Origin of the sequence: Actinomadura montaniterrae, assembly GCF_008923365.1 — a bacterium.
Taxonomy (GTDB): domain Bacteria; phylum Actinomycetota; class Actinomycetes; order Streptosporangiales; family Streptosporangiaceae; genus Spirillospora; species Spirillospora montaniterrae.
Genome location: NZ_WBMR01000017.1, coordinates 20,674 through 44,599 on the forward strand (window position 1 = coordinate 20,674; position 23,926 = coordinate 44,599).

The 23,926-nt window shown below is 66.5% G+C and carries 24 protein-coding genes; 13 read left to right on the plus strand and 11 right to left on the minus strand.

The genetic code is table 11. The features are described 5' to 3' along the window. Window positions 1–308 precede the first annotated feature (308 nt). From F9B16_RS08990 to F9B16_RS09000, 3 genes are all read right to left on the minus strand, one after another. On the minus strand, window positions 309–1,931 hold the full coding sequence (locus F9B16_RS08990) for a right-handed parallel beta-helix repeat-containing protein (RefSeq protein ID WP_192808676.1): 1,623 nt from the start codon (window positions 1,929–1,931) through the stop codon (window positions 309–311). Window positions 1,932–2,099: 168 nt separating this feature from the next. After that, a complete protein-coding gene (locus F9B16_RS52550) occupies window positions 2,100–3,497 on the minus strand; it encodes a TIGR00730 family Rossman fold protein (protein WP_225991484.1) in 1,398 nt (465 codons plus the stop codon). Between the two features lie 7 nt (window positions 3,498–3,504). Further along, window positions 3,505–4,398 (minus strand): sigma-70 family RNA polymerase sigma factor, encoded by an 894-nt coding sequence (locus tag F9B16_RS09000; RefSeq protein ID WP_151539539.1) that lies wholly within the window; start codon window positions 4,396–4,398, stop codon window positions 3,505–3,507. A gap of 571 nt (window positions 4,399–4,969) precedes the next feature. Between F9B16_RS09000 and F9B16_RS09005 the strand changes: the two genes are divergently transcribed. After that, window positions 4,970–5,671, plus strand: coding sequence for a hypothetical protein (locus F9B16_RS09005; protein WP_151539540.1), 702 nt, complete (start codon window positions 4,970–4,972; stop codon window positions 5,669–5,671). On the opposite strand, the gene F9B16_RS09010 is transcribed toward F9B16_RS09005, so the two are convergent. Continuing rightward, window positions 5,628–6,338: a response regulator transcription factor gene (locus F9B16_RS09010; protein ID WP_151539541.1), complete on the minus strand. Its 711-nt coding sequence runs from the start codon at window positions 6,336–6,338 to the stop codon at window positions 5,628–5,630. The genes F9B16_RS09005 and F9B16_RS09010 overlap by 44 nt on opposite strands. A 173-nt stretch (window positions 6,339–6,511) precedes the next feature. Between F9B16_RS09010 and F9B16_RS09015 the strand changes: the two genes are divergently transcribed. After that, window positions 6,512–6,868 (plus strand): response regulator, encoded by a 357-nt coding sequence (locus F9B16_RS09015; protein ID WP_151539542.1) that lies wholly within the window; start codon window positions 6,512–6,514, stop codon window positions 6,866–6,868. Here the strand turns inward: F9B16_RS09015 and F9B16_RS09020 are convergent, their stop codons facing one another. Together F9B16_RS09020 and F9B16_RS09025 are read right to left on the minus strand one after the other, a co-directional pair. Beyond that, window positions 6,869–8,899 (minus strand): sensor histidine kinase, encoded by a 2,031-nt coding sequence (locus tag F9B16_RS09020; protein ID WP_192808677.1) that lies wholly within the window; start codon window positions 8,897–8,899, stop codon window positions 6,869–6,871. It lies immediately after the preceding gene. Window positions 8,900–9,244: 345 nt separating this feature from the next. Further along, complete coding sequence (locus tag F9B16_RS09025; protein WP_151539544.1) at window positions 9,245–11,053, minus strand: type IV secretory system conjugative DNA transfer family protein; 1,809 nt, start codon at window positions 11,051–11,053, stop codon at window positions 9,245–9,247. 735 nt (window positions 11,054–11,788) lie between these two features. On the opposite strand from F9B16_RS09025, the gene F9B16_RS09030 reads away from it, so the two are divergent. The 4 genes from F9B16_RS09030 (at window position 11,789) to F9B16_RS50740 (ending at window position 16,146) form a co-directional block, all read left to right on the plus strand. Continuing rightward, window positions 11,789–13,294 carry an AAA family ATPase gene (locus F9B16_RS09030; protein WP_192808678.1) on the plus strand — a complete coding sequence of 502 codons (1,506 nt, stop codon included), beginning with the start codon at window positions 11,789–11,791 and terminating at the stop codon, window positions 13,292–13,294. Window positions 13,295–13,882: 588 nt separating this feature from the next. Beyond that, window positions 13,883–14,554 (plus strand): hypothetical protein, encoded by a 672-nt coding sequence (locus tag F9B16_RS09035; RefSeq protein ID WP_151539546.1) that lies wholly within the window; start codon window positions 13,883–13,885, stop codon window positions 14,552–14,554. Window positions 14,555–15,025: 471 nt separating this feature from the next. Further along, window positions 15,026–15,601 (plus strand): DUF6668 family protein, encoded by a 576-nt coding sequence (locus F9B16_RS53860; RefSeq protein ID WP_318839224.1) that lies wholly within the window; start codon window positions 15,026–15,028, stop codon window positions 15,599–15,601. 404 nt (window positions 15,602–16,005) lie between these two features. Beyond that, window positions 16,006–16,146 carry a hypothetical protein gene (locus tag F9B16_RS50740; RefSeq protein ID WP_192808679.1) on the plus strand — a complete coding sequence of 47 codons (141 nt, stop codon included), beginning with the start codon at window positions 16,006–16,008 and terminating at the stop codon, window positions 16,144–16,146. 55 nt (window positions 16,147–16,201) lie between these two features. Here the strand turns inward: F9B16_RS50740 and F9B16_RS53545 are convergent, their stop codons facing one another. The 3 genes from F9B16_RS53545 to F9B16_RS09050 all read right to left on the minus strand — a co-directional run bounded on the left by F9B16_RS53545 (window position 16,202) and on the right by F9B16_RS09050 (window position 17,549). Then, window positions 16,202–16,327, minus strand: coding sequence for a hypothetical protein (locus tag F9B16_RS53545; RefSeq protein ID WP_264159691.1), 126 nt, complete (start codon window positions 16,325–16,327; stop codon window positions 16,202–16,204). A 594-nt stretch (window positions 16,328–16,921) separates the two neighbouring features. After that, window positions 16,922–17,188: a helix-turn-helix domain-containing protein gene (locus F9B16_RS09045; RefSeq protein ID WP_151539548.1), complete on the minus strand. Its 267-nt coding sequence runs from the start codon at window positions 17,186–17,188 to the stop codon at window positions 16,922–16,924. Between the two features lie 10 nt (window positions 17,189–17,198). Further along, window positions 17,199–17,549: a hypothetical protein gene (locus F9B16_RS09050; protein ID WP_151539549.1), complete on the minus strand. Its 351-nt coding sequence runs from the start codon at window positions 17,547–17,549 to the stop codon at window positions 17,199–17,201. A gap of 251 nt (window positions 17,550–17,800) precedes the next feature. Between F9B16_RS09050 and F9B16_RS09055 the strand changes: the two genes are divergently transcribed. After that, window positions 17,801–18,412 (plus strand): hypothetical protein, encoded by a 612-nt coding sequence (locus F9B16_RS09055; protein WP_151539550.1) that lies wholly within the window; start codon window positions 17,801–17,803, stop codon window positions 18,410–18,412. Then, window positions 18,409–18,978 carry an OmpA family protein gene (locus F9B16_RS09060; protein WP_151539551.1) on the plus strand — a complete coding sequence of 190 codons (570 nt, stop codon included), beginning with the start codon at window positions 18,409–18,411 and terminating at the stop codon, window positions 18,976–18,978. Before F9B16_RS09055 ends, F9B16_RS09060 begins: the two co-directional genes overlap by 4 nt. Window positions 18,979–19,019: 41 nt before the next feature. Here the strand turns inward: F9B16_RS09060 and F9B16_RS09065 are convergent, their stop codons facing one another. Continuing rightward, window positions 19,020–19,943: a hypothetical protein gene (locus F9B16_RS09065; protein WP_151539552.1), complete on the minus strand. Its 924-nt coding sequence runs from the start codon at window positions 19,941–19,943 to the stop codon at window positions 19,020–19,022. A gap of 182 nt (window positions 19,944–20,125) precedes the next feature. On the opposite strand from F9B16_RS09065, the gene F9B16_RS09070 reads away from it, so the two are divergent. From F9B16_RS09070 to F9B16_RS54085, 4 genes are all read left to right on the plus strand, one after another. After that, entirely contained in the window at window positions 20,126–20,443 is a 318-nt protein-coding gene (locus F9B16_RS09070; protein ID WP_151539553.1) for a hypothetical protein, read from the plus strand. Between the two features lie 462 nt (window positions 20,444–20,905). Beyond that, window positions 20,906–21,061, plus strand: a complete 156-nt coding sequence (locus tag F9B16_RS09075; protein WP_151539554.1) for a PhzF family phenazine biosynthesis protein — start codon at window positions 20,906–20,908, stop codon at window positions 21,059–21,061. 208 nt (window positions 21,062–21,269) lie between these two features. Further along, window positions 21,270–21,443 carry a hypothetical protein gene (locus tag F9B16_RS52555; RefSeq protein ID WP_225991485.1) on the plus strand — a complete coding sequence of 58 codons (174 nt, stop codon included), beginning with the start codon at window positions 21,270–21,272 and terminating at the stop codon, window positions 21,441–21,443. A 19-nt stretch (window positions 21,444–21,462) separates the two neighbouring features. Further along, window positions 21,463–21,531 (plus strand): PhzF family phenazine biosynthesis protein, encoded by a 69-nt coding sequence (locus tag F9B16_RS54085; RefSeq protein WP_225991493.1) that lies wholly within the window; start codon window positions 21,463–21,465, stop codon window positions 21,529–21,531. 410 nt (window positions 21,532–21,941) lie between these two features. Here the strand turns inward: F9B16_RS54085 and F9B16_RS09090 are convergent, their stop codons facing one another. Then, window positions 21,942–22,355: a hypothetical protein gene (locus F9B16_RS09090; RefSeq protein ID WP_151539556.1), complete on the minus strand. Its 414-nt coding sequence runs from the start codon at window positions 22,353–22,355 to the stop codon at window positions 21,942–21,944. A gap of 1,246 nt (window positions 22,356–23,601) precedes the next feature. Here F9B16_RS09090 and F9B16_RS09095 point away from each other — a divergent pair. Next, the gene (locus tag F9B16_RS09095) at window positions 23,602–23,922 is read left to right on the plus strand and encodes a hypothetical protein (RefSeq protein WP_151539557.1); all 321 of its coding nucleotides are present in this window, start codon (window positions 23,602–23,604) and stop codon (window positions 23,920–23,922) included. Window positions 23,923–23,926: the final 4 nt, after the last annotated feature.

The window sequence follows — 23,926 nt, forward strand, 5'->3', positions numbered from 1 at the left end:
ACCGTCCGGACACAGGGCGTCACGGCAACCCATCAAGTGATGATCCCGTGAGTGCCGGGCTGATGACGAACCTGATCGCGGCGGCTGAACGCGCACTGGCGATCAATGCCGCGCGGGTACTGCTACCGCCGTTTGGCCCGACCGATTCCCGGATACGAGTTTTGCGAACACGGCGCCGTACCGGTGGAGTCGATCGTCTTCTCCGCCCCTCTTTCCCGCCGTGGTTCCATAGCGCTCCCCCTGCGAGTCCCGAGCGCGCATGGCTGACCGTCCTGTCATCTTCCGGGGGCGCAACCCTGTCGATGGGTTCAGCCGTCTTCGACCTTGCCGTGTGCTTCCTGGCCGGTGAGCGAGCGGAACTGGTCGAGTTTCTGGAACTCCGTCGCCGGCCCGCCCGGGCCCGACCATGAGATGAGCGACCGCGGCGTGCTGGGATCGGAGCGGACGTAGACGTTCCCGTCGGTCGAGACTCCCATCGTGCCTCCGGGCTTTCTGCGGACCACGCCCCGGACGCACAGGAGGCAGGGGGTGGCCGGCCGGGGACGGGAAAGCCTGTTGCCGCGGATGGTGATCTTCTGGATTCGCCAGGTCATCGCAGGATCCGGAACGGCGTTCCGTGGATCCCGACCGGGAACGCGCGGGTCGCCCGGGGTTCGCGAGTCCTGCACGAGCTCAATGGTGCGCCCGTTCCCGGACATCGTGTTCTTCTCGATCCGCACGTCCGAGGTGTTGGTGATGCTGAGGCCGTCACCGGCGTTGCCCGTGAAGACATTGCGGGCGACGACGGCCTTCGCGCTCAGTTCCAGGGAGATGCCGTGGTCGGCGTTGCGCAGGATCTGATCACCGGTGATCGTGATGTCGTAGACCGACTCGTCCAGCCAGACGCCCTTGCCGAGATTGTCGGCGACGACGCTGTCGATCAGCGCGACCCGCCGGGACCGAGTGATCTTCATGCCGCCCGAGACCGGCGCATACTGGAAGTGCTCCAGGTTGTTGTGCTCGGTGCGCACCGACTCCATCCGCAGATCGTCGGCGTAGTTGCCGTGTACTCCGAGCATCCCGTTGCCGGAAGTGGTGACGCGGCGGATGCGAGCGTTCGGGCCGGTCACGCTGAGGCCCGTCGTCGCCGAGTCGGTCACGGTCACGTTCTCCAGCGTGTCGCCCTGGCCGGTGATCCTCACGCTGCCCAACTCGGGGAGCGAGGTGGCGTACCGGCGGACGCCGATGCCGCGGAGCGTCGAATTGTCCGCTCGCAGGGTGAGAGCCTTGCCGAGCGTGCTCGCGCGGACATCGTGTCCCCGTGGAACGCTGCCCATGTAGAGACGCTGGGTGGCTTCGTCCACGTAGAACTTGCCCTTCCTGACCTCGGCGCGTGAGCCGACCTGGGTCTGCGGCGCACCGTCGACCCAGAGCTGGTCCGGGTGCGCGGCCATCGGGTGGTCGGGTGACACGAATTGGAAGGCCGGGTCATCGCTCGGCTCAGCGCCCTTGGTGTAGGTCGGGCTCGCGTCGAGCCGGGTGGTCCAGCCGTCTCGGACCCAGGCGCCGTTCTCGGAACGCCATCCGGTGACAGGCGAACTGCCGTCAAGCCACACGACCTCGTGCGGCGCCGACTGGATGGTGACGTGCCTTCCCTCAGGTACCTTGACGCTCTCGTGGTAAGTGCCGCCGCGCAGGACGATCGTCCCTCCGACGGGCGCCTTCGCCACGGCCGCACCGAGTGTGCGCAGCGGCGCCTGCCTGGTGGCGGCAGCCTGGTCGTCGCCGCCCGGAGCCACGAAGACCGCCCCGGGCGGAACGGGGTACGCGGTCGAACCGACGGGTGCGGCTCCAGTCGAGTTGGAGGCTCGCGGCTGGTCGCCCTGCGGCTGGTCGTCGTGCGATCGGCAACCGGCGAGTCCGAACGCGACGGCCGGCACGCAGGCGAGCATGACAATCCCCCTCATGTGGTGTCGTCTGCGCGGCATGACGGGAACTCACCTCAAGAAGTTCGGAAACCGTGGATGGACCACTACCGTCCGGAGTCGCCCCGCGGCCGCCACCCGCGGGATGGGCGGCACCGAAGATGTGCGGGCGTCCGCGCCGCCAGTGACCGATCTTCAGCGCGTCCGCAAGACCGCGGCGACGGAGGCCAGCCGTTCGAGCACGTCGTCGAGCTGGTCACCCACGACCATCTGGTCGATCGTGTCGTGCTCCACGAAGCCGACGTCCGCGAAGCCGCGGAGAAGTGCGACGAGCGGGTCCCAGAAGCCACCGGTGTTGAGCAGGCCGACCGGCTTGCCGTGCAGTGCCAGCGTCTGCCAGGTCCATACCTCGAACAGCTCCTCGAGCGTGCCCAGCCCACCGGGCAGCGCGAGAAAGGCTTGTGCGCGCTCGGCCATCAGCGCCTTGCGCTCGTGCATCGTGTTCACAACGGTCGTCTCCACACCCAGCTCAAGGCCGATGCGCCCCCACTCCCGTTGCACCATGAAGCGCGGAATGACGCCGTAGACGCGGCCGCCGCCGTCGATCACGCCCTGGGACACCCGCCCCATCAAGCCCGAGCCTCCACCGCCGTAAACGAGCTCGATACCGCGGTCGGCAAGGCCTCGCCCGACCGCGTACGCCGTCTCCGCATGAGCGGGATCCGAGCCGTCCCGGGCGCCGAGGAAGACGGCCAACCGAGAGAGCCCGCCAGCGCCCCGGCGGGTCCCCGCTCGGCCGAGCGCGTCCACGATCGTCGGCCAGACACCGGCCCGCGGATCCACGAGGTCGAAAAGGCCGGTGGCAGGAGCAACGATCAGCTCCGCGGCCGAAGCCGCGGCGTACCGGCGGGACATGGCCACCGGTAGCACTTCGTCACGGTCCCCGTGCACGATGACCGTCGGGATCTCAACCTGCCCCAAGGTAGCGAGGTCGGCCGCGGCGTACCGGTCGAGGAACTCTCCGGCCCCGCGATCGTGCGGTTCCGCGACGGTACCGTCCCCCACCCCGTAGACCGTGGCCAAATGGCAGGTCGGGGCCAAAGCGACCACTCCCGTCACCACGGGACGCGTTGACGTCGCACCGGGCACACTGCTGCCGAGCCGGTGCCGACGGCTTGCCCAGAGGGCCAGGTCACCGCCGGCCAAGTGCCCCATGTAGACGATCCGATCGAGATCGACCCGTCCCGGAGCGGCCTGCTCGACGAGTCCGGGGAGGGCGTCGGTGGCCGCGGCGACGTCGTTCAACGTGGTCGGCCAACCGCCGCCTTCACCGATCCGGCGGTACCGAATGTCGGCCACGGCGTAGCCGCGGGCCACCAGATCCTCCGCCACCATGCCGAGGTACCGGCGGTCGTGCTCGACCTGCCAGTAAGAGCCATGGAGAAGGAGCACGAGGGGTGCCGGCCCGCAACCGGCCGGCAGTCTCAGCTCTGCCACCTGGCTGCGATCGGGGCCGTACGCGAGAATGGTCGGGGCTCTCACCGGGCTGTCTTCTTCCCGGCGGTCGGCACAACCGGATGCCGTGTCGCTCACAGGCCGCTCAGACCGCGTCCGCGATGGGCTCGCTGAGCTTGGCCAGCGCCTTCTGCTGGATCTGCCGGACCCCTTCGCGGGACAGCCCGAGCCGCTCGCCGATGACGCGCAGCGGCTGCTCCTCCTCGCCGTCGAGACCGAATCGGCGCGTCAGCACGTAGAGCTCCCGCGCATCGAGGTTCGGCAGCCCGTGATTGACGAGGGCGCGCAGGTGGGACCGGAGCTGCACCTGGTCCTCGATGCTCGACGACGGATCGGGCAGGCGGTCTTCCCACGGGATCATGTCCTCGCCCTGGCCTCCGATCGGTGCCTGAAGGCTTTCCAGACGTGGCGCCTCCAGAACGCGGCGGACCTGGGCCTGCGTAACGCCTGCCCGTTTGGCGATCTCGGCGTGATCGGGCACTGCGTCCGCCCCGAAGTCCTCCAGGAACCTGCGCTGGGCGGCGATGATGGTCGGGCGCTTCTCGAAGTCGCTGAGGTTCAGATTGGGATGGTCCGCGTCACGGACGGCCCGCAGTACCTCGCGCTGGATCGGTTTGAAGGCCCAGCTGGCGAACGAGCCCCGGGCGGGATCGTAGGACGAGATGGCCCAGAGCAAACCGACTTTTCCGGCGCTCTGGAAATCCTCACTGTGCTGACTGGACCTGGAGGTGAACATGGCGACGTAACGGCGGACGAGGCCGTAGTTGGCGGCGACGATCTCGAAGGTGAGATCGTCCAGCTGCCGCTCGTCCCGCCGCAGCGCGAGCTCCGATACGTCGTCGATCTCACCGGATTGGGCCTTGGCCCGTAGAACGGTGATCCGGTCCAAGAGCTCTCTCCGACGGGCGAACAGTTCGTCGTTCCGGTCGTGGAGCTGGGCGGTGGAACGCCCGTCACCGGTCGGCTGCGCGATCCTCATCTCTCTCTCCCTGGCTTTCCCCCCGCAGGTTTCGAGGCGACGATCTCCAATAACGGTCAGCGCTTAAAAGAGGGCGTTGACAGGCCGATGACGGAATCCAAGGGGGTCGAACGCCCCGCCGGGCCCGGACAGGCAGATCCTTCGCGCCCGAATTCCCTGGTAGGAGGCCGGTACCCGACCGTGTGGGCTCAGCAGGGCGAGGACGGCGAAGTCAGTTCGTTGACAGAACATTGATCAGAGGTAGGCGTCCCGTTGATTCCCCGGTGTCCTCCTGGTGTCTTAATAGTGTGCAGATCCGGCGAACAATGCGGGCCGAGCGAAAACCAGGTTGCCGATCCGCGGGCGCACGGACACTAAGAGGACATGGCGGAGGTGAAGTGTGGTGGCGAGACCAGGCGGCACCACGGCTCGTCCGCGAGGCGAGGGGAACCCGCGGCGACGCCGGCCCAGGGCGGCGCAAGAAGGACGACCGGCTCGTGACGGATCAGACCGCTCCGGCCGAGCGCTGAGGTACAACGGTCCGATGGGTTTCGCATTGGTCCGGGCACAGGCAGGACTTCCGCCCAGGGGTGTGGACGACCTGACCAGCGAAAACGGGACCGCCCTGGACCCGGACACGCTGGTCGTCGCGGGTCAGGCACTGACGTGGCAGGCGCCCTTCACGAGTGGTCCCCTGACCGCGCTCCCCCTCACCGAGACCTCCGCGGTGGTCTTCGGCAACGACGACGCGGTGGACCCGACGCGATGGCACGACCGGTTCGCCCGGGGACTGACCCATCGCATGGCCGGCGAGATCACCATCGCGACCGTCAGCCGCGGCCTCCTCGACGAGGTGGCCGGGGAGCACGAAGAGAACGAGATGCTCGGCTCCGCCATCGACGGGCTGGCCCAGTTGCTCACCGAGTTGGAAGAGGCGCAGGGAAGGGAGGCGCCTGCCGCCCGCATCGTGGCCGACGCATGCAACACCCACGCCGCGCTCATGGGCACGCTGACCGATCAGCGGACCTCCGTGCGGAGTGAAGGGGGTTTCACCGTCCACACCGTGCGGTCGACTTCCGCCGACCTTCGGCGTCCCGCCCTCGAACGGGTTCGGGCACGCGTCGGCCTGCCCTGGCCCACGCGCAGAGGGGACGGGGTCGGCGGAGAACTCGGGCTGGCCCGCTGGTGCACGGTGATGCAGATGAGCGGTCACCAGATGTGGTCGCGGCTAGAGCACGAGGCGGTCCTGGTCACCGACCTGTGGCTGCGGAATCATCCGGTCTCGACGGGATGAGATATCCGTAACCGGTCTGCGTCGTGATCAAGCCGTCGCCCAGTTTGCGGCGCAATCTTGAGATGTGCTCGGCAAGGGTCCGGGAGACGCCGCGACTGGTGCCCCAGACGTGCAGCATGAGCTCCTCCTTGGAGACCGCCCGGCCACGGTTCGTCGCGAGGAACTCCAGGACGGCGTACTCCATGGGAGCGAGCCGTACCGGCACTCCCCCCTTGGAGACCTGGCGCGCCGCGAGATCGATCACCACGGGCGGGATCTCCAGAACGTCTCCGCGCGTGGTCTCGGCCCGCCGCGTCACGCCTCCCGCTGAGCGCCGCAGCACGGCTTCGATCCGCGCCAGCAGCACCTCGGGATCGAACGGCTTGGCAATGTAGTCGTCCCCGCCGAGCCGCAGGCCGAGAGCCTGATCGTGCACTTCCGTGCGGACCGTCAGCAGGATCACGGGGATGTCGTTCCCCTCCTCGCGGAGCTGGAGGACGAGCGACAGACCGTTGACATCCGGGAGATTGACGTCCAGCAGGGCGATGTCGACGTCCCCGCGGCGCAGGACCTGGCGGGCCAGCTCTCCGTTGGGCACCGACTCCACGAGGTGGTTGTGCTTGCGCAAAAGGCTTCGGACCACCTTCACCAGCCGCGGATCGTCGTCCACCACCAGTACCCGTGCCACGACTACATGTTATCGGCGCGACGACGACCTTCGAAAGGCAATAGGTGGGCGAGCACCCGGCGGCCTCCGTGCACCCTCGATCCGCGGCCGGCGCGGAGAGGAAGAGCCGCTGGTACCCTCCCTCGGGAGGCTTCCAGCAACATCGCGATATCTCCGGACGGAGAGGGCGAAACATGCGGGTTCTCATCGTCGAGGATTCCCGGGTCGGTCAGCTGCTCCATACCGTCTTGAAGCGCGAGGGTCATGAGCCCGTGCTCACCGAGGACGGCGCGGACGGGTGGCGCGAGCTCACCAGCACCAACCCGCCGCAAATGCTGATCCTGGACAGGATGCTCCCCGACATGGACGGCGCCGAACTGCTTGCCCGGCTCCGCGGCGACCTGCGCACCGCATCACTGCCCGTCCTGCTGCTGACAGCGGCGGCCCGCGCCTCTCGCGACCTCGACGACGGTGCGTTGACCCGGGTCCTCGGCAAGCCCTTCGACCTCGGGGAACTGCGCCGGATCCTCTCCGAACTCGCCGGCAACTGACTAACGAACACGGCTTGTCCCGTCGTCATCCGGCCGGTTAGCCGCGCAAGCCCCCTCTCCGCCCGTGAACGGGAGCCGCAGATCCACCTGGAGGCCGCCGGACGGCGCGGTCGCCAGTTCGATCCGGCCGTCCATTGCGTCCATCATCACCTCGGCGATGTGGAGTCCCATGCCCGATCCAGGCAGGTCCTGCGTCGCCGCCGATCGATAGTACGGCCGGAAGACCAGATGGCGTTCGTCATCGGGGATTCCGGGCCCCGCGTCACAAACACTGATCACGCCGTGTTCGCCGTCCCGGTGCACCGTCACTATGATCTTGCCTTCCGGCGCGTACTTCTCGGCGTTGTTGAACACCAGGAGCAGGCACTGCCGGAGCCGGACGGGGTCGCCGAGCGCGCTCAGTCTCGGTGGCGCGACCATGGTCGTCCGTGCCGCCACCGACGGGATGGTCCGCAGAGTCCTTCGCAGCAGCGACGGCATGTCGACCGGCTCCCGCGCCGCGGTGGGGTGCGGGGCGGGATCCTCACCGAGGATGAGGACCAGGTCGGCGATGACGTGGTCCATCATCTCGACGGCATCGGTGATGGCCGTCAACGACGCCGCCTCGCGCTCGTCGGCGATCGCAGTGCCGAGCAGTTGGGCGTGGCCGCTGATACTGGCGAGCGGACCGTGCAGCTCATGGTGCACCGACGCCAGGAGCAGGTGCCGCGTGTACTCCAGCTGCCGGCTCGCGGACTTGTCGACGAACACCGCGGTGAGGAGACCGGAGGCGGCCACGTCGTCCGGAGCGGAGGAGGAGATCTCGACCCAGAGCGAACGGCCCTCCGCGGTGGTCAGCTGGGCACTGCCGTCCGTCCCTCCCGCGAGTCCCACCACCGAGCCGTCCTCGTCGGTCAGGGTGAACAAGTCCTCGGGACGCCGGGAGAGCGCGGCGGCCGCCTGTATACCGGTCAGGCTCGCCATCGCGGCGTTCCAGACCACGACGCGGCCGGACGGCTCGAGGGCCAGGATGGCGACGTCGGAGTGGTCGATCGCCGCACTGAGCCTGGAGCGCTCGCTCTCGAGATCGTGCGAAGCCCACACGTTGGCCCAGAAGGCTCCAAGCGCCCGGCCAGTGCTCGCCATCGCTCCGCCCAGCACGCCGGCGACCATCCACCGCGCCAGGTATGAACCGCCACGCCGCGTCCAGCCCAGCAGCAGGTATCCGGCGTCGCGTCCGTCCGGGGCGCGGAGCGCGACGTACACGCCGGCACGCCAGTCCTCAGGCAACATCTCGCGCTGAAGTATCTCGGGACTCTCCGAACATTCGGGCTGCTTGAACTCGCCGAAATCGTCGGGCCGTCCTTCACGGTGGAAGGCGGCGCCGGCGGACGCCTGTACGAACACCTCGCCGGAGGGAAGAGTGGTGACCATCCACAGCAGGTCCACGCCCAGGAGCCGCCTGAGGTCCCGCACAAGAGGGATCAGATCCGCAACAGTCGTCTGCCGCACTGCGATCAGGCCGGGCAGCGTGAGCAGTCGCTGTGCGGTGCTGAGTGCGCTCTCCCTGGTCAGGAGGATGCGCGTGTCGATGTAGTGTGCGGCCGCCGGTATCAGGGCCAGGAGCCCCCACACCAGCCTTCCCGTTCGCAACGCCTCCAGCACAAGGACGGTGAACGCGACGGCGAATCCGGCTCTGGCCAGCACCTCCCCGATCAGCGCCGACCGCGCCGACCGGCCCATGAAGGCGTCGATCGCCATGGCGGCGACGACCAGCACGCCGAGTTGGCCGCCGCTGATCTTCGGGGAGGGCAGCCCCGCGTACCGCACCAGGACGTCCGCGATCAGGAGCGCGAGCAGCGTGTCGATCGCCTCGAACACCATCTGCCGCGATGCCCTGCGTAGGACGAGCACCTTACCCAGCAGCACTGTTCCCGCTCCAGCCAGAGCCACGGTGGTCCCTTCGGCCAGGCAGAAGGCCAGCGGCGCGGCGAAGGCCACGACAGAGGTCGCCGTTGACGGGGAACGCATGAACCAGGTTCTGACCTGCATGGCAAGGTGGGAGGACCTCATTGAGCCCCCTATGGGGGTGCGGAGCGACGGACATGCTGTCGGGAATGGCAGGCGCCTTTCGGCTTCTCACCGCTTTCTGCACTCGCATGCCCGGTTCACCTGCCTCTTGCCGCCACTGGAGCCGGCTGAACCGGTCGTACGGGAGCGGACCCCCGCGGCCTCAGAGACGGTGCCTGTCGGCTGGGCTTCGTCCGCCATTGGACACAGAGCCATGGCCCCGACTGTCCGATCTAGGACGTATACCGCAAGTACGACGCCGGAGAGCCGTCGGCGCGGAACGCCGCCACCAACGCCGAACGAGCACGGTCTCGTGCAGGTCGCGCCTCACAGCCCAGGCCACGGATCCTCTTCGTCGAGCGTGGACGCGGCCGAAACCGTGCCCACGATCGGCTCCTGCCCGGCGGTCTGCCGCCGGATCATCTCCTCGACCGCCTGCTTCCCCCGGGCGATCTCGTCCCGGTCCTTCCGCTTCCACCACGGGGTGAGCCACATCTCGACGGGACGGGCCGTGCCCGCGACGAGAGCCGCACGGCCGAACGGCATGGTCCTGATCTCCTCGGGTTGCAGCGTCGGCTTCCCGTCATGCTTGCCTACGAGATCGGAGAGATCCGAGAGATCTTTGGCCGTACCGGTACCACCGGAGATGACCCGGAAGGTGGCGTTGTCCCATAGCCGCGTCGCCCCCTCGGAGCCCCACTTGGCACGTGCATCGGCGAGCGACGTCAGGTAGGCGTGCACGGTGATGCCGTACCCACCGGACTCCCCCATGTAGGTGGCGAGACCGGGTATCGGGCAGATGTCGGTTACCTGGTTCAACTCGAACGTCAGCGGCGGCTCGAGGCGACCGGTCGGGTTCTTCATCGCCGCGCCGCGCGCCGACCGGAAGAACTGCTCGACGATCGTGGTGACGATCGGCGCGATCCCTCCGTGGTCGGTCTGCTGCTTGCTGACGAAGTACAGGGTGTTGCGGCCCTTGAGGAACTCCTTGTAGTCGAACTCCTCCCCCGGGCCCGGAGAAAGATCGTCGAGGACTCCGGGGATCGAGAAGCAGCTCATGACCTGCATCACGCCGGCCCAGAGCCGCTCGTCTCGCCGGTTGTACTCCAGCTGGGCCGAATATCCCGGGGCGACGCTGCCCTCCTGCTCCCCTTGGCGCAAAATGTCCATCGCCTCGTCGGCGTTGGCCTCGTAGACCCAGCGCACCACGTCGCGGATGGTGAGCCCGCCGATCGCGCCTGCGTGCAACAGGCAGCGGATGATGGTGGTCACCCCACCGAGAACATGGGCGCCTTCGCGCCCCATCTCGAAACCGCTAGTGGAAACAAGCGTGCCGGACCTGACCGCGCACACGTTCGTGTCCTGGCAGTTATCCAAAAAATTCCAGCGCAGCCGATGAGGCCACGCAGTCCAGTTGAACGGATCGAACACATATACCCGACCATACTGCGCCCGCACCATGGCAGTGTTGACGAACGTCTCCCGTCGGCTGGACGTGACGATACAGGGCCCCGGAGCGTCGACGGTAAAAGGCGTGACGAAGTGCACGTCCTTTCCCTGCCGCGGAGCGGCGACCACGATCATCATGTCTTCCAGAGACGTGTACAGCTTCCGCCTCGACCTGATGTCCCGCCCGATATAGAAGCCGACATCCTCTGGCCTCACCTCGCGTGCCGGACGATCTACGAGTGAGGGCCGAACCCTGTGCGCCTTGCTCAGAACGGTCCGAGCACTCAGCAACTTGCGGACTTCCCAGCCAGAGGCGAACCCGAGCCGCAGCCGCCGGACAGGACGCCGGCGCCGCACGTTCAGAAGCAGGCGCGCCAGGAAGTAGACCCCGGTCGAAAAGAACGCCAGAAATATAAACAGCAAAACGAAGAACACCGAGGAAGGCCCCAGAGAACCCGCCGCAGCAGAGGGCCAGGCACCACGCGGATCACCAGGATCCTGGACGAATCGAAAAGCGATCTCCAAGAACTCCGACGGACTCGAATCCGGCCATCCTCCGCCCGCGAGCAGCCCGGAAAACTGCCCCGCCAGCCACATCAAGAAGCCACACGCTCCGCCCAACAAAAAGACAAGAAGCGCGACACCAAGAAAAGCCGTGTACACATCGTCGTCATCGCCGCCACTCACGAAAACTCCCCACTCCAGAAGTCACTCCTGGCCGGCACTCGACCCAGGACGATAAACCATCGTCCGGCAGTTTGATGCTGGAGAACGATCACACCTCACTCTTGGCAGGACACAGTCGATCCGTCGGGCGGCGCCGCGCACTCCCGCACAAGCGGCTGGAGATGCACGGCGAGATGAGCCCCGATCCAGCGCCGTTCCTGCGGGATGCACTGCACTGGCTCCGCCTCGCCGGAACCCCGAAACACAGCAAACCTGGCGACAATAGAATGAAGGAAGCAAAGAATTGAAGATTGTGCGCGTGGATCTTGAAATATCACACAGTGATTCCAAGCGAAAGGTAACGTTGATCTGCGCCAGGCAGGAAATCCCCTCATGAAATCACAGCGCATCACTTCCGATCAGGTTCACGTCTTGCCGCCGCCTGGCACCTGTCTCATCTAGCGAGATCGCCGACCGGGTCCATCGCTAAACCAGGCGATGGACGTGCACCTCCTGCACGTCCTGGACGAGGACTGTGCCGTCGACGCAGGGATGTGCAAGACCTCGCCGACGTTCCGCGTCGCAGCCGGCCTGTGACGGCGGCAGCGGTGCGGCTCGACCGGACCGCGGTGCTGTGGTGTTCCCGACAACGGCAACTCAGCGATGGCGGCAGTGACGGTTGGCCGCACTGTCTGTTCAAAGGGACCAGTCTGGGCTCCTGTCGACCAAACATACGGAGCACTGGGAAAGGTTGTGATGGCCACGGCGCCGAACCTTGTGGTGGCGGGGAACCAGGGCGTCGCGCGGAAGCTTCGGGAGACGGGCCGCTTTCCCGTCGTGTTCGACGTCGCGTCCGCGTCGGAGCTTCGGGATCTGTCCAAGAGCGGCAAGGTCAGCCCCCCTGCCGCCTTCATGTTCGCGCCGGGTTTCGATGAGGATCTCCCGGGCGCGGGGGTCGCCGCACTGGCCAACGGGCTGGTTCGCAACGGGTTCAAAGTGCTCGTTCATGCGTCCTTCACTGAGCGCGATGATGTCTTCGACCCGCAGGTGATCGCGGCGGGTAAGCGACTGAGGATGTCCGACCTGCTGGCGAGACTCTGCGGCGGGGAATCGAATCCGTCGAACGAGCCGCCCCCGCCCCCAGAGCCGTGGGCGGCTCCCGGGCCATCGGCCGGAGCCCCTACCGGGCAGGCTGCCGCCCGGCTGCGACCGCGGGAGTTCCTCAACGGGCGTCTGGATTCCGGGCCGCCCGCCGGACCTCGAGTACGGCCACAGGGCGTCATCGGCGGGCAACCGGCTGCCCGCTTCACCCCAGTCGATGCCGGCGCCTGGCAGAACAGGTCCGGTACGGCGCCCGCGAACGTCTGGACGGCCACTGCGGCCACGTCCGTCCCGACGGTCGCCCCCACCGCCAGGCGCGGCAGAGTAATCGCTGTGGCCTCGGCGAAGGGAGGGGTCGGCAAGACCAGCACGACGGTGAACCTCGCGGTCCATACGGCGAGGCTGCTGCGGGCCACGGGACGGGCGGGGTCCGCGGTGGTGGTCGACACCAATTTCCAGCAGGCCGATGTAGCGCGCTACCTCAGCCTGCAGTCACCAACAGTTTTCGATCTGCTGCAGGCACCGGACGCGCTCTCAGTTCAGTCGATTCGACAGCATCTAGCCTTCGTTCCCGAAATCGGACTCTATGCTCTGCTCGGCCCGCCCGACACGGTCAGCGCCGCCCCGGAGGCGATCAATTCGACGCTGTACCGGCGCATTCTCGCAGTACTGCGCCAGGCCTTCGATTTCGTCTTCATCGACACGCCGGTCGCTGAGCTTTACCACTCGACCTTCATCGACCTGATCCTGCCGGAAACCGACTCGATCCTGGTTCCCGTCGAGCCCAACCGGGTGACGCTGGAGGCCGCCCGTAAGTGGCTAGCCGCCATCACAGCGCCACAGAACCCGCAGGGCGGCGCGATCCCCGCAGAGAAGATCTCCCTGATTCTCAACCGGGCCCGCCCCGATGTGGAGTGTGGCCCCGAAGAGGTCATGAACCTCCTGAGTGGTTGGCGTTTCATCGGTCTGATTTCCGAGAACAAGCGGTGGACGCGTGCCGTCAACGCCCGGCGCCTGCTGGACCTGCATGTGGGTTCGGAGCTCGCGGGGACTCTCCAAGAGATCATGCGAGTCGTCAGCGACGACCCCGTCTTCGCCACTCCAATGACCACACATCCACTCAGTCGATGGAAGAAACTTCTCATTCCAAAGGGCCGCTAGCACAATCCCTGACCGGAAAGGACCCGATTCGATATGAATCAACAGCCTACTTCAGGGCTTGATTTCTGGGATTCGCTGGGCGTGGAGAACTCTACGAAACAGCCATTGCCGGATCCGCAGGACAAGCATGTGGCAGGGGCCGGGACGGGCGGAGACCAGATCAACGCGATGGCACCAGTCCTAGATTCCCAAGAGGACTCGCCAGCCACGAATACCGGGTCAATTGCGGCGAAGAACACCCCTCCTGGCAGTCCGATGCCTTTCTCCGTCACGTCTCCCCCCTCAGATGACCGGGAGGTCTTCCAGGGGACACAACCTGAATCGGATCCCTCGGATACGGGCTGGGAAGCAACCGAGGGTCATGGAGGATCCCCACCGTCTTCGCCGCCGGAGTCAGCCGGTGACTCGCTTACGGAGGGAACCTCAAGACGGCCGGACGATCTTCCGGCCGCTCCCGAACCCGACAAGAGTTGGGAGAGCGCCGCGCAGATCGCAGCGTCGATCAGGCCCCGGCTCGGGCAGATATGGCTTGACGCGCTCGTCCGGGAGACCGGTGGCGACGAACTCACGGCACGCAGGGTGCATCATGTGCTCTACGGCCAGCACTTGATCGGTGAACTGTGGCAGGACAAGGCCATCGCCGAAGTGCACATCCGCGGCACGCGGGTCACAGTGGTCGACAAGCATGGCATCCGTGACGTCATGGGCTTCCCCAGTGCCGCCATCGCCAGTCGGGCCATCGAGGCCGTCGAAGCCTCGAGGGAGCGGATGATGGCCGTGGTCACCCGCATCGGAGCTTCAGTCGTGGTGAGCCGCATCAACAGCGCGACTCCGACCGTATTCGATCTCATCACGTCCGGAGTTGTCACCGAGGGCCAAGCCGACCAGGTCGGGAGTGCGCTCGAACGCATGGACCCGGTCACGGTGGTCGGTCCGGCTGCGCGTGTCGTGGTCCGTGCGTTCGCTGCACTCGTCCCCACGGGAAGTCGTGTCTTCGAAGGGCCGTACGGGATTCTGCCCGCTGGATGCGTCGCCGCGACGAGCCCTCTGGACGCTGACTACGCCATCGGCATACGCCCTGGTGTGCCAGCGGAGCCAATGGCGGCGGCTGGCCAGATCGGTGCGCTCATCGGCAATCCGGAGACCGACCTCCGCGCGGCTGTCCGGCTCGTCGTCTCAGGCCCCTCCTCCCTCATTCGCCAGGTCACCTGCGTGGAAGAGGTCGCCAATCCCGCACATGGCGGATCCTGGACCGGTTGATGTGCGCCCGCCGGTTGCCGCCGGGGCAGAGCGCTCGCCTCCGTTCTCGTGGAGCAGCCGGGCCCTCATCCGCTCGAGAAAGCTCGACTGTGATCTCTCTGCTGCGGCCGAGCACCATCGGTCCTTACTCTTGCTGGCTCACCAGATCCTCTGACCTGCTCCGCGCCTACCGGAGAGGACGCGGACTTGACGATCGAGCTGTCGTACGGACGGTCGATCACGCGAGTCGGCCTACTCGCCTAGGGGCAGTTGAGCACTCGATTTTCCGGCAATCGGTTGCCCTCGATGACGCAGAGTTGGTTGTGGGTTACCAGAGGAGTGGCGCCTGCAAGATGGCCTAATCGAGCACCATCATTTCAGTAGGAAATTGAAAGTGCGGGTTCCTTAAGCTGGTGGAGGGGCATGGCTGTGCAAGGGCAACTGCCCGAGCCTGGACTGCACCGAAGCGTCAGTTCGAACGCTCTGCCGAATATGCCGGCTCGGCTCACCGGCTCTCCTCAGAGGCAAAGTACCTCTCGTCGGCGATTCAGCGCACAACAAGTCATACCAGCGCATCTGACACCGCCGCCGACAAGCCCACTGGGACTGGTCGGTTACAGCGGTCCTGGACCAGACCTTTGGCTTTGTTCGTGCCATGGCGGAGCCGGCACGTCCACATTGGCCGCCCTCGTTCCGCGAAGCGTGAACGCCGGACGATATTGGCCGGTGCCCACATCCGACGGACAGGCACAGGTGCTTCTCGTAGCACGCAGCCACGCTTCCGGTCTCTGTGCCGCCCAGGCCGCCACCCACCAATGGGCCGCCGGCGCACTTCCGAATGTGCGGTTGTTGGGCTTGGTTGTGATCGCCGACGCCCCCGGCAAACGCCCGAAGCCTTTGAACGAGCTCCTGCGGCTGATCTCGGGAGGTGTGCCTAAACTATGGGAGCTTCCGTGGATTGAGGCCCTGCGTCTCGGCATCCCACCGAACCAGGTCAGGCTGCCGCCAGCTTATTTACGCCTGATTAGGGACCTGGATCACGAATTGACCGAAGAACAGAATGCCTGACTGACGATTCAAAAAAGTTCACCACCACCTCAAATCGAGACACATTCTAATTCGAGGCACCACACAAACCTTTTCGCGCAACTAGCGCTCTCTAACGCCGCATTCTTTTGGGTACGCCGGTGGTCACGTCAAAATAATGCGAATATCTCATTGTCAGACAAGACGAGCTTTCCTCAAGAAGCGAGTATGATTGACGCTAGGTCTGCGTGGTCTTGAGAACGTAGGCCACCGCGCTGCCCTCCCGACACTCGCATGTGTGATCCAGTCCAGTACAGCAACGACCTACGTTGACTGGAGCGACGGCACCAGTGAGGAACAACAAATGGCGCGAGAGACGCAGACGTAACTGCCGCAGGCGGAGATGGCCATAGTAGACCAAGTGGTGTGCCTGTCGTCTGCCGAACATGATCGTCGACTGGTCGACGCTGCCTTCGTGGGATCCCAGTCTCAACCAGGGCGACGAGCCCCCGGGCGGCGGAAGGTTCCTCGTCAAGGTCGGAGGCCGTCCCGTCATCCCGTTCAAGGTGGTGCTCACGTCTGTCTAGATGGACGTCAACGACACCAGCAAACGCCGGTTCCACAGTGTTACTACAGGTCGGATTATTCGATCGCCGTGGTGTAGCGGAGAGCACCTGAGACGGGCATGTCGAACAGGCAGCAGATCCGGCGGATGTCGCCGTCGGCGTCGTGGATGTCGTGCAGGATCCGGTCTTGTCGCAGAGCCAACGGCGTGACGTTGAGGCGCACCCAGGGGTATTGCTTCCCGACGCCGGTGGTGCGGCGGGCGCTGCGCCGGTTGATGAGCAGGTGCGGATTCCTTGTCGCCGGCCAGGTGGCAGCCCGGTAATCGAGCCAGACGGCCAGACGTGCCAGGACCGGCGAGAGGGATGGAACGGCTGCCGACGGCGAGCCGTCCGTCCGTCGCTGATATCGCTGCGCATGAGGCGGCGGATCTGCGCGGCCGTAAGTGCATGAAACACCACGAGTGCGACGGCGAGTGCCAAGCGAAACGTCCTGGCGGCAGCACAGGCACGCTCCGAGGGGTAGTGCGTGTGCCAAGCGGCAGGAGAAGCACCGCCAATCGGCGACGCGGTAGACGCCGTAGGCGAGGCACTCACGACACGATCCGGGATAGTGGGGAGATCTCGGATGGCACCGTTCACACAGGTCTTGACCGAAGGAGGCGACCGAGCCGAGCTGGCGGCATGGAGGCGGGGTGAACGGGGCCGCCTGGCAAGCACGCACAGCGGAAGTCGACACGCGGCCGGGTTCGAGCGACGCGATTCTGCTGGCACACCGTGCACTTTGGTGGCGGTCGCGTCACAGCGGCGGCTCGGACCTGGGTCTGCCGAATCGTGGCTGGACGGTAGGACCGGCCGGTTCGCTGGTCGCCGCCTGTTCCTTGGACGGGCGGCGTGCCGCGACCTTGTCCGGCTCGCAGGTCAGCAGTGCCGCAGGGTCGCACTCGAGCACTGAGCAGATCACATCAAGATCGTCCAACCGGATGGTCGTGGGTGTGCCGGTCCACAGCGCTGACATCTTGCCCGCGCTGATGTCCAGCCCCGCCTCGGCGAGGAGCCGCCGCATCTCGGTGGACTTAGCGTGCCGTCGGGACGGTCGCGCGCCAGTGCGTGAACAAGGTCTCGACCTCGTCCTCCGACGGCGGCGCCCGAACCTGCCCGGTCATGGGGCCCGCGGGGCGGTTGTACCCACCGAGCGGCTGGTCGACGACGAATCCGGTCAGCGTGTTTATGTCGCCCTGGTAGCGGTCGATCACAAAGTCGTAGAACTGGGCCAGCATTCCCGCCTTGGTCGCCCGGGTGCTCACCGACAGGCCAGTCCTGCGTTGTTCAACGAAGAACCGGTCCGCGTCCTCGCACGGCGCCGTCCACAACAGGCCCGTCAGCGAGCGTACGAAGTCCACTAACGACGTTCGTGTGCTGGACACGTGCCGCAAGTCATCGGCGGATCGGCACTCTGAACGAACCCAGGTGTTGGGGGACATCGACCATGAAATCCTCTGCCGGCAGGCACTGAGCCCGTCCGGCGCCGCCCCTCGCCGTTGGCGGGTTGCGTGTCGTTGGCCCCCTCGGACGGTCCTATGTGGAGTTCGTCGAGGGAGCGGCGACCGATCTCGAATCTCGGGACGGGCGCGACCCCTCAGATACAAGGCGACTCACTGGAAAGCGGAGGCAGGCCATGCATTTCGACATCCGACGAGGCGCGGTGCTGCTCATGGCGCTGACCTCCCTGATGAGTGGATGCTCATCACCCGGCGACGACGACAAGGCGTCCGAAAAGTCCAGGCAGACGGTCGCCACACAGGAAGGCCAGGGGACGGGTGCCGGTGGGCCCAGCCCGGACGGCATCCCGGGTGGAGCTGGAGGCGGCGGTGCCGCTCCTACGGGCTCGCCAGTGGTCAGCGCCACATTCGACACCCCGAACTTCCCCGGCGGCAAGGTGGAGATCGCCATCATGGGACTTCAGGTGCGAGGCAAGCTGATGGTCCTCACGGTCCGGCTGACGCCGCACCTGCCGCAGGGGTCGACGGAGAAGACCAACCCGTACGAACTCAATGACGAGATACCGCTCGCTCCGGAGCTGATCGATACCGTCAATCTCAGGCGGTACGTGGTCGTCAAGGACAACCAGGAAAAGGAAGTGGAGTCCGATGACGTCACGCTCCCCATCCACAATGAGCAGGCAGGGGTGGCGACCTACAGCTTCGCCGCCCCGCCCGCGAACGTGAAGTCACTGGACGTGCACTACGGTACGTGGCCGACTTTCACCAATGTGCCGGTCCAACGATGAGAGCACGAGCCCTACAGCGAGCTTCCGTTGTCGTCGGCTTCCTCGCGGTCTTTTCCAGCGTCTCGGGAACAGCCAGCTCCGATCCGAGCGTCAATGACGTCAACATCCAGCAGTCCGTGCGGGCGATCGGGACCGATCGGTACGTCTACTCGATCGATGCGGGCACCTCCGTGCTGCCTCTGGAGACGGTGAAGAACGACGGCAAGCGCGTCACCATGCGCATCTCCGCGGACCTGCTCTTCGACTTCGACAAGGCCGACCTCACCGCCGCCGCCCGCAGGCGCATCTCCCAGCTGGCACCACAGTTGAAGAGCGCCGTCGGAGCGATCGAAGTTTCGGGGCACTCCGACTCCATCGGTGACCCGAGCTACAACCAGACGCTCTCCCAGAAGCGCGCGGAGTCGGTCAAGAGCGAGATCGAACGGGTGCTGGGCGGCGGCAAGGAGATCAAGGCAACGGGATACGGTGAGAGCAAGCCGATCGCTCCCAACCAGGTCGGAGGTAGGGACAACCCCGACGGCCGAGCACAGAACAGGCGTGTCGAGATCGAGTTCACGAAGCCTTGACACGCATCTTCCGCGCGGCGCCCACCAGGGGGCCGAGTTCTTCAGCTGGTGGGCAGGAACTCTGGCCACTTGGCCAGCAACCAAGGGGATGCTGGCCCGGAGCGCTGCCAGGTCACGGTCGCGACGGCTATCACCGTCGTCCCGTCATGCAGTTCCCACTGCTGGGTTGCCGACGTACCGGAAGGATCCCCGACGGCGGACTTCGGATCGATGGTGAGGCCGGCGCCGGCCCAGCCTGAATAGATGGCCGCATGCAGGCGCTGGTTGTTGTAGTTGTACTGGCTGCGTTCCGCCACGCGGGCGATGCGGTTCATGTCGCCAGAGCTGATCTCGGTTAGCACCGAGAGGCATCTTCCCGAAGGCGGTACCGAGTACGGCTTTGCCGACTGAGGGACGACCGGTGCCTGCGGGGCTTGCGACGGCGTCTGGGAGCGGGTGGCCCCGCTCTGCGCTTGTGTCCCCGTTCTGTGGCCGGGGCCTTGCGTGGCCACAGCGATGAGCAGGAGCAGAATCAGCCCTGCCGCGCCCGCGCCAATGGCGAGGAGCATCGACCGCCGGTTCTTCGCCGACCTGCGTGTCCTATCCCATTCCTCTTCAAGGGCAATCCCCGGCAGGAGGCTGCCCCCGCCTTCGGAGGCCTGCGTCCCGTGCTGGAGGGTTGGAGGCAGGAGGAGCGTGTCCACGCCGGCTCCCTGTCGGCTTCGTCCCGCGGCCTCCGGCTCTGCCCCTTGGGTGAACTCGGACGGGGCGGCGGGCCGCCAGGCCGCGCCGTCCTCCGGACCACGGCGGATGAAGGACTGGGTCATCGGGTCGACTCGCCAGGTACGGCCGGCCGTGTCGACGACCTCGTGAAGCCGCAGCTCGCGCAGGGCGTCGTCGAGGTCGAGCGCTTCGGTCTCCACCTTGCGCGTCAGTTCGAGGAAGGTCGCCCACAGGTCGGCCAGCGGACCGTCGGGGATGGTCATGTTCACGTCGTGGCCCGCCTCTCACGTCGCCCGCATCCGCAGGTTGACCGTCCTGCGGGCGCGCCGAATCGCAACGCGGACGCCTGCCCCGTGGGCTGCTTGCCGCTCACTGCCGTCGGTGGACGGTACGTGCGGAGCGCAGATTGCGTCTCGTTCGGATCCGGCGCAAGGACGAGGGTGTGATGTTCGGTCATCTGATCGCGGCGTACAGGGTGGGGGCCACGGTCCGGCGACTCCTCTGGCTCGCCTTCTGGGGCGGGCGTGCCGTCGGCTATGCCGAGGCCCGCGAGACGGGCGTCTCGGAGCGCGAGGCGATCGAGGCCGTCACCAGCGGAATCGTCCTGCCGGACTACAACAAGGCCCGGAAGGTCGCCACGCACCGCGAGATCCTTCAGGCGTACGCGACGACCGGTGACATCTTTGGTTATGCGTGCTATCGCACCCTGGGGGACGGCCACCAGGCGGCGATCAACGCGGTCGGTGAAGGGCTCCTCGGCTGAGACGCCGCCCTCAGGGAGGGCCGGCGCTCGGCGGGGGCGGAACAGAGGCATGAAGATCTGATCGACCATTTCGGCGAGGGCCTCGTCGGAGATCTGGCCGGGGCCCGCCTGCGGGTACTAGTTCCAGAACAGAGTCACGGGCAGGGGCGCGAGACTCCTGGGCCGCTTCCCCGCGGGCGACGGCGCGGGCCAGCACGGTCAGCATCGTGCCGGGCTCGCCCTGACCGAGTTCTTCCCGTAGCGACGGATGTCCATGGTTGACAGCTCAGCCTTTATGGCGACTGTCAGAGGTGGCGACCGGGAGACCTTGGGGAGCACGGTCTCGGTCGTTCCCTCCGCCCCGCCTCTGCGTTTGCCCCCGTTGCGCAGGGGCGGGGCCACGCGACCACGAATGAGGTCCGCCGCCGCACCGTCACGACGGCGCCCGGACGGAGAACCGACACCTAGGATCAGAAGGGGCGCATGACCGGCTGGTTCCTCGTCGACGCGTTCTCCGAGCGGCCCTTCACGGGTAATCCCGCCGCTGTCGTCTTGCTCGAGGTTCCCTCGGACGGGGTATGGCTGCAGGCGACCGCCGCGGAGTTGCACCAGCCCCACCACCGCGTTCGTATGGCGTGAGGCGGACGCATAGGGCATTCGCTGGTTCACGCCGACGCGGGAGCGCCGCTGTGTGGCCATGCCACCCTGGCCGCCGCCCATGTGCTGGGGCAGGACGAGATCGTCTTTCGCCGCGCTTCCGGGATCTTGACCGTGTCCCGCGGCGACGGAAACATCTGGCTGGCCTTGGGGCCTGGTCCCCACGGCATGGGACCACGCCCCAAGGGACGTGCTCGAAGCGCTCGGGCTCACCTCCGTCGCCGGATTCGTGAGCAACGACGACGATCACGTCATCCTGCTCGGCACTGCTGCGCTGGTGGAGGCGGTCCGGCCGGACATCCCGCGGATCCTCCGCCCGCCCGCCGGCCGCGTCACCGTCACCGCGCCTGGCGGCGCGCGCTGACTTAACCTCACGCGTCTTCGTGCCCGCCGTCGGGTGGGCCGAGGACCACGTGACCGGTTCCGCCCACGCCGTTCTCGGTGCGCTATGAGCGGCCCGGCTCGGCCGCGTCCGGCTGGACGCCGTGCAGGCGTCGGCACGGCGGGAGAGGCTTGCGCTCCGGGTGAGTGACGACCACGTCCACGTCGGCGGCCATGCCATCACTACCAGCCACGGCGTCTTTGCCTTCAATGGGCCGGCGCCGGCCACTGACCGCACCGCCACCGACCGCTGCCAGGCCTCGACCGGCGGGCTCAACTCCCTCACGGTCCACTGGGCGCCCGGCCGTGCGGAGCTCAAGAGGGAGCTTCGTCCTGTATCTGTGATGTCAAGTGCTTCGCCAGGTGACAGTGGCCTCGCCGGTGAAACGGCGGCTCATAAGGTTGATCATTGCGACGTGGACCATGGCTTCGGATCGGGTCGGCAAGGTCTCGTAGTCGCGTGCCACGCGGCGGTGCAACATCAGCCAGCCGAACGTGCGCTCCACCACTCAGCGTCGCGGTATCGGCACGAATCCTTTGGTGGCGGGGTCGCGGCGGACGGCTTCAGGTCGATGCCCAGGGTGGCGGCATGGTCGATGGCCTTGGTGCGGTAGGCAGTGTCGGCCCATGTCCTGCTGATCGTCGGGTGTGTCGCGGCCACGCCGGCCAGCAGCTGCATGCCGGCGGTGCGGTCCGACACGCTGGCCGTCGAGCAGTAGTCCCAGGATGTCGACCAGGATGCTGCGCTTGCGGCCGACGATCTTCTTGGCGGCGTCGATGCTCTGGTCTTGCGCGCGGCGACGGTGAGGGCGGCCTTGTCGAAGCGCAGGAGGTCAGCGGAGATACGCGCGGTGAGGTGCTTGCCGTCCTTCTCCGCCGTCTGCAGCGGCAGCACGAAGGGACCGATCGCGATCGTGCGGCGAAGCTGTGGGACGCCACACCCGCCCGTTCGTCGTAGATGGGCGACATGACGTCGTCGGTCCGAAACTCCTTTTACTGCTTGTTCTTGACGACGGCGCACCGCTTCAGGTTGACGGTGTCGATCAACTCAGGCGAGCGATATCTCGTCATTGAGTCGTAAGGATTGGTCTTCTCAGGCGGCCCCTGGGGCAGGTGCAGCGTCAGCCGAACCGTCAGGATCGCCAGCTTCCGCCATCGGACGACGAACAGCAGCTTAGGAGGGTGGCCAGCGCCGCGATGAGCACCATCCCTCATCGGACGTCGATTCGCATGGCCTGCCTCCGTTTCCAGCGGTCGGGTCAGATCTGAGCGTTCGCGCCCGTCTCACCTTGTGAGATCGGTCGCCGACCCCCCGACGAACACCCGCCCAAGACCGTCCGAGACGCCCGCCAACAGACCGGACTGATCGGCTCTGGGCGATGGAGCACAAGAGGCCAGCCGCCCCCCAGGATGGTTCCGGGGCCGGGAGCAACCTGCTCGGCTTCACGCTGCTCAGCGGCCACACGGCGACCTCCCCGCACGTGCTCCCCCACCGCAGCAAATATTCCTTCTCGTCGGTTGCCAGTTGCGGAGACTTACGGACTGTCCAGCAAAAGCGCAGAACCGTGCTCGGGAGGTGGCTCGTCTCGTCGATTCGGCTGTAACCGACGAGCGCCCCCTTCTGAAAGGGGGTCATCCATGATGCAAGTGGCGGGCGTGGCCCGAGCTCCGGAACTATTCGATGTCGGGCACCTGCTGAACCCGCCGGCTACGGGGGCGGGGCGCCTGCAACAGCGACGGATCCGGTCGGCAGGCTCCTGTACGCGATCATGCTGGTCCCCCCTGTGCAAGCAGCCACAAGTCGGTGGCGATGTGCCGGTCGCAGCCGCCCCAGCCCTGCCTTCTGGTTCTCATCACGCAATAGAGGAGTCGACGCCTTCACCCTCGTTGGCCGACCGGGGCACCGAAGGATGCTGGTCGGCGCCCGGCCCGGTTGAACAGGACCGGTTGGACCCGTTGCGCGCATCCGTGCCTCCGAGCCGGCCGTCCGCCGGCGGGCCGCAGGCGTTTCCCAGAACATACGGCTGCGAGGCCTGCCGCAATGGACGATGCCACCGGAAAGCTCGTCAAGCCGCTGACGAGCTCGCAGAGCTCAGTTCACACGGCTGACCAGAAACTCGACGCATCACTCGGAGGCGTGAATGCTTGACACCGTGATCACTCGGACGGCCGGTCTGCTCCGTACGGCATACCTTGCCGCCCCGACCATCCCGAACCCCGGCGACGGCTCAGAGCCGCCATTCGGCCACCAGATCGAAACACTGCTCAAGTGGGCGATGTGGGGTGCCCTCTTCTGCTGTGTGGCGGGCTTCATCATCATCGGTGCGAGAATGGGAATCCAGCACAAGAAGGGGGAGGGCGGAAGTCACATGGGAAGCTTGGCCATCGTCGGTTTCGGCTGCGTTCTCATTGTGACCGCGTACGCCATCGTCAGCAATCTAGCCGGAGCCGCGGGAGGCTGAGCGT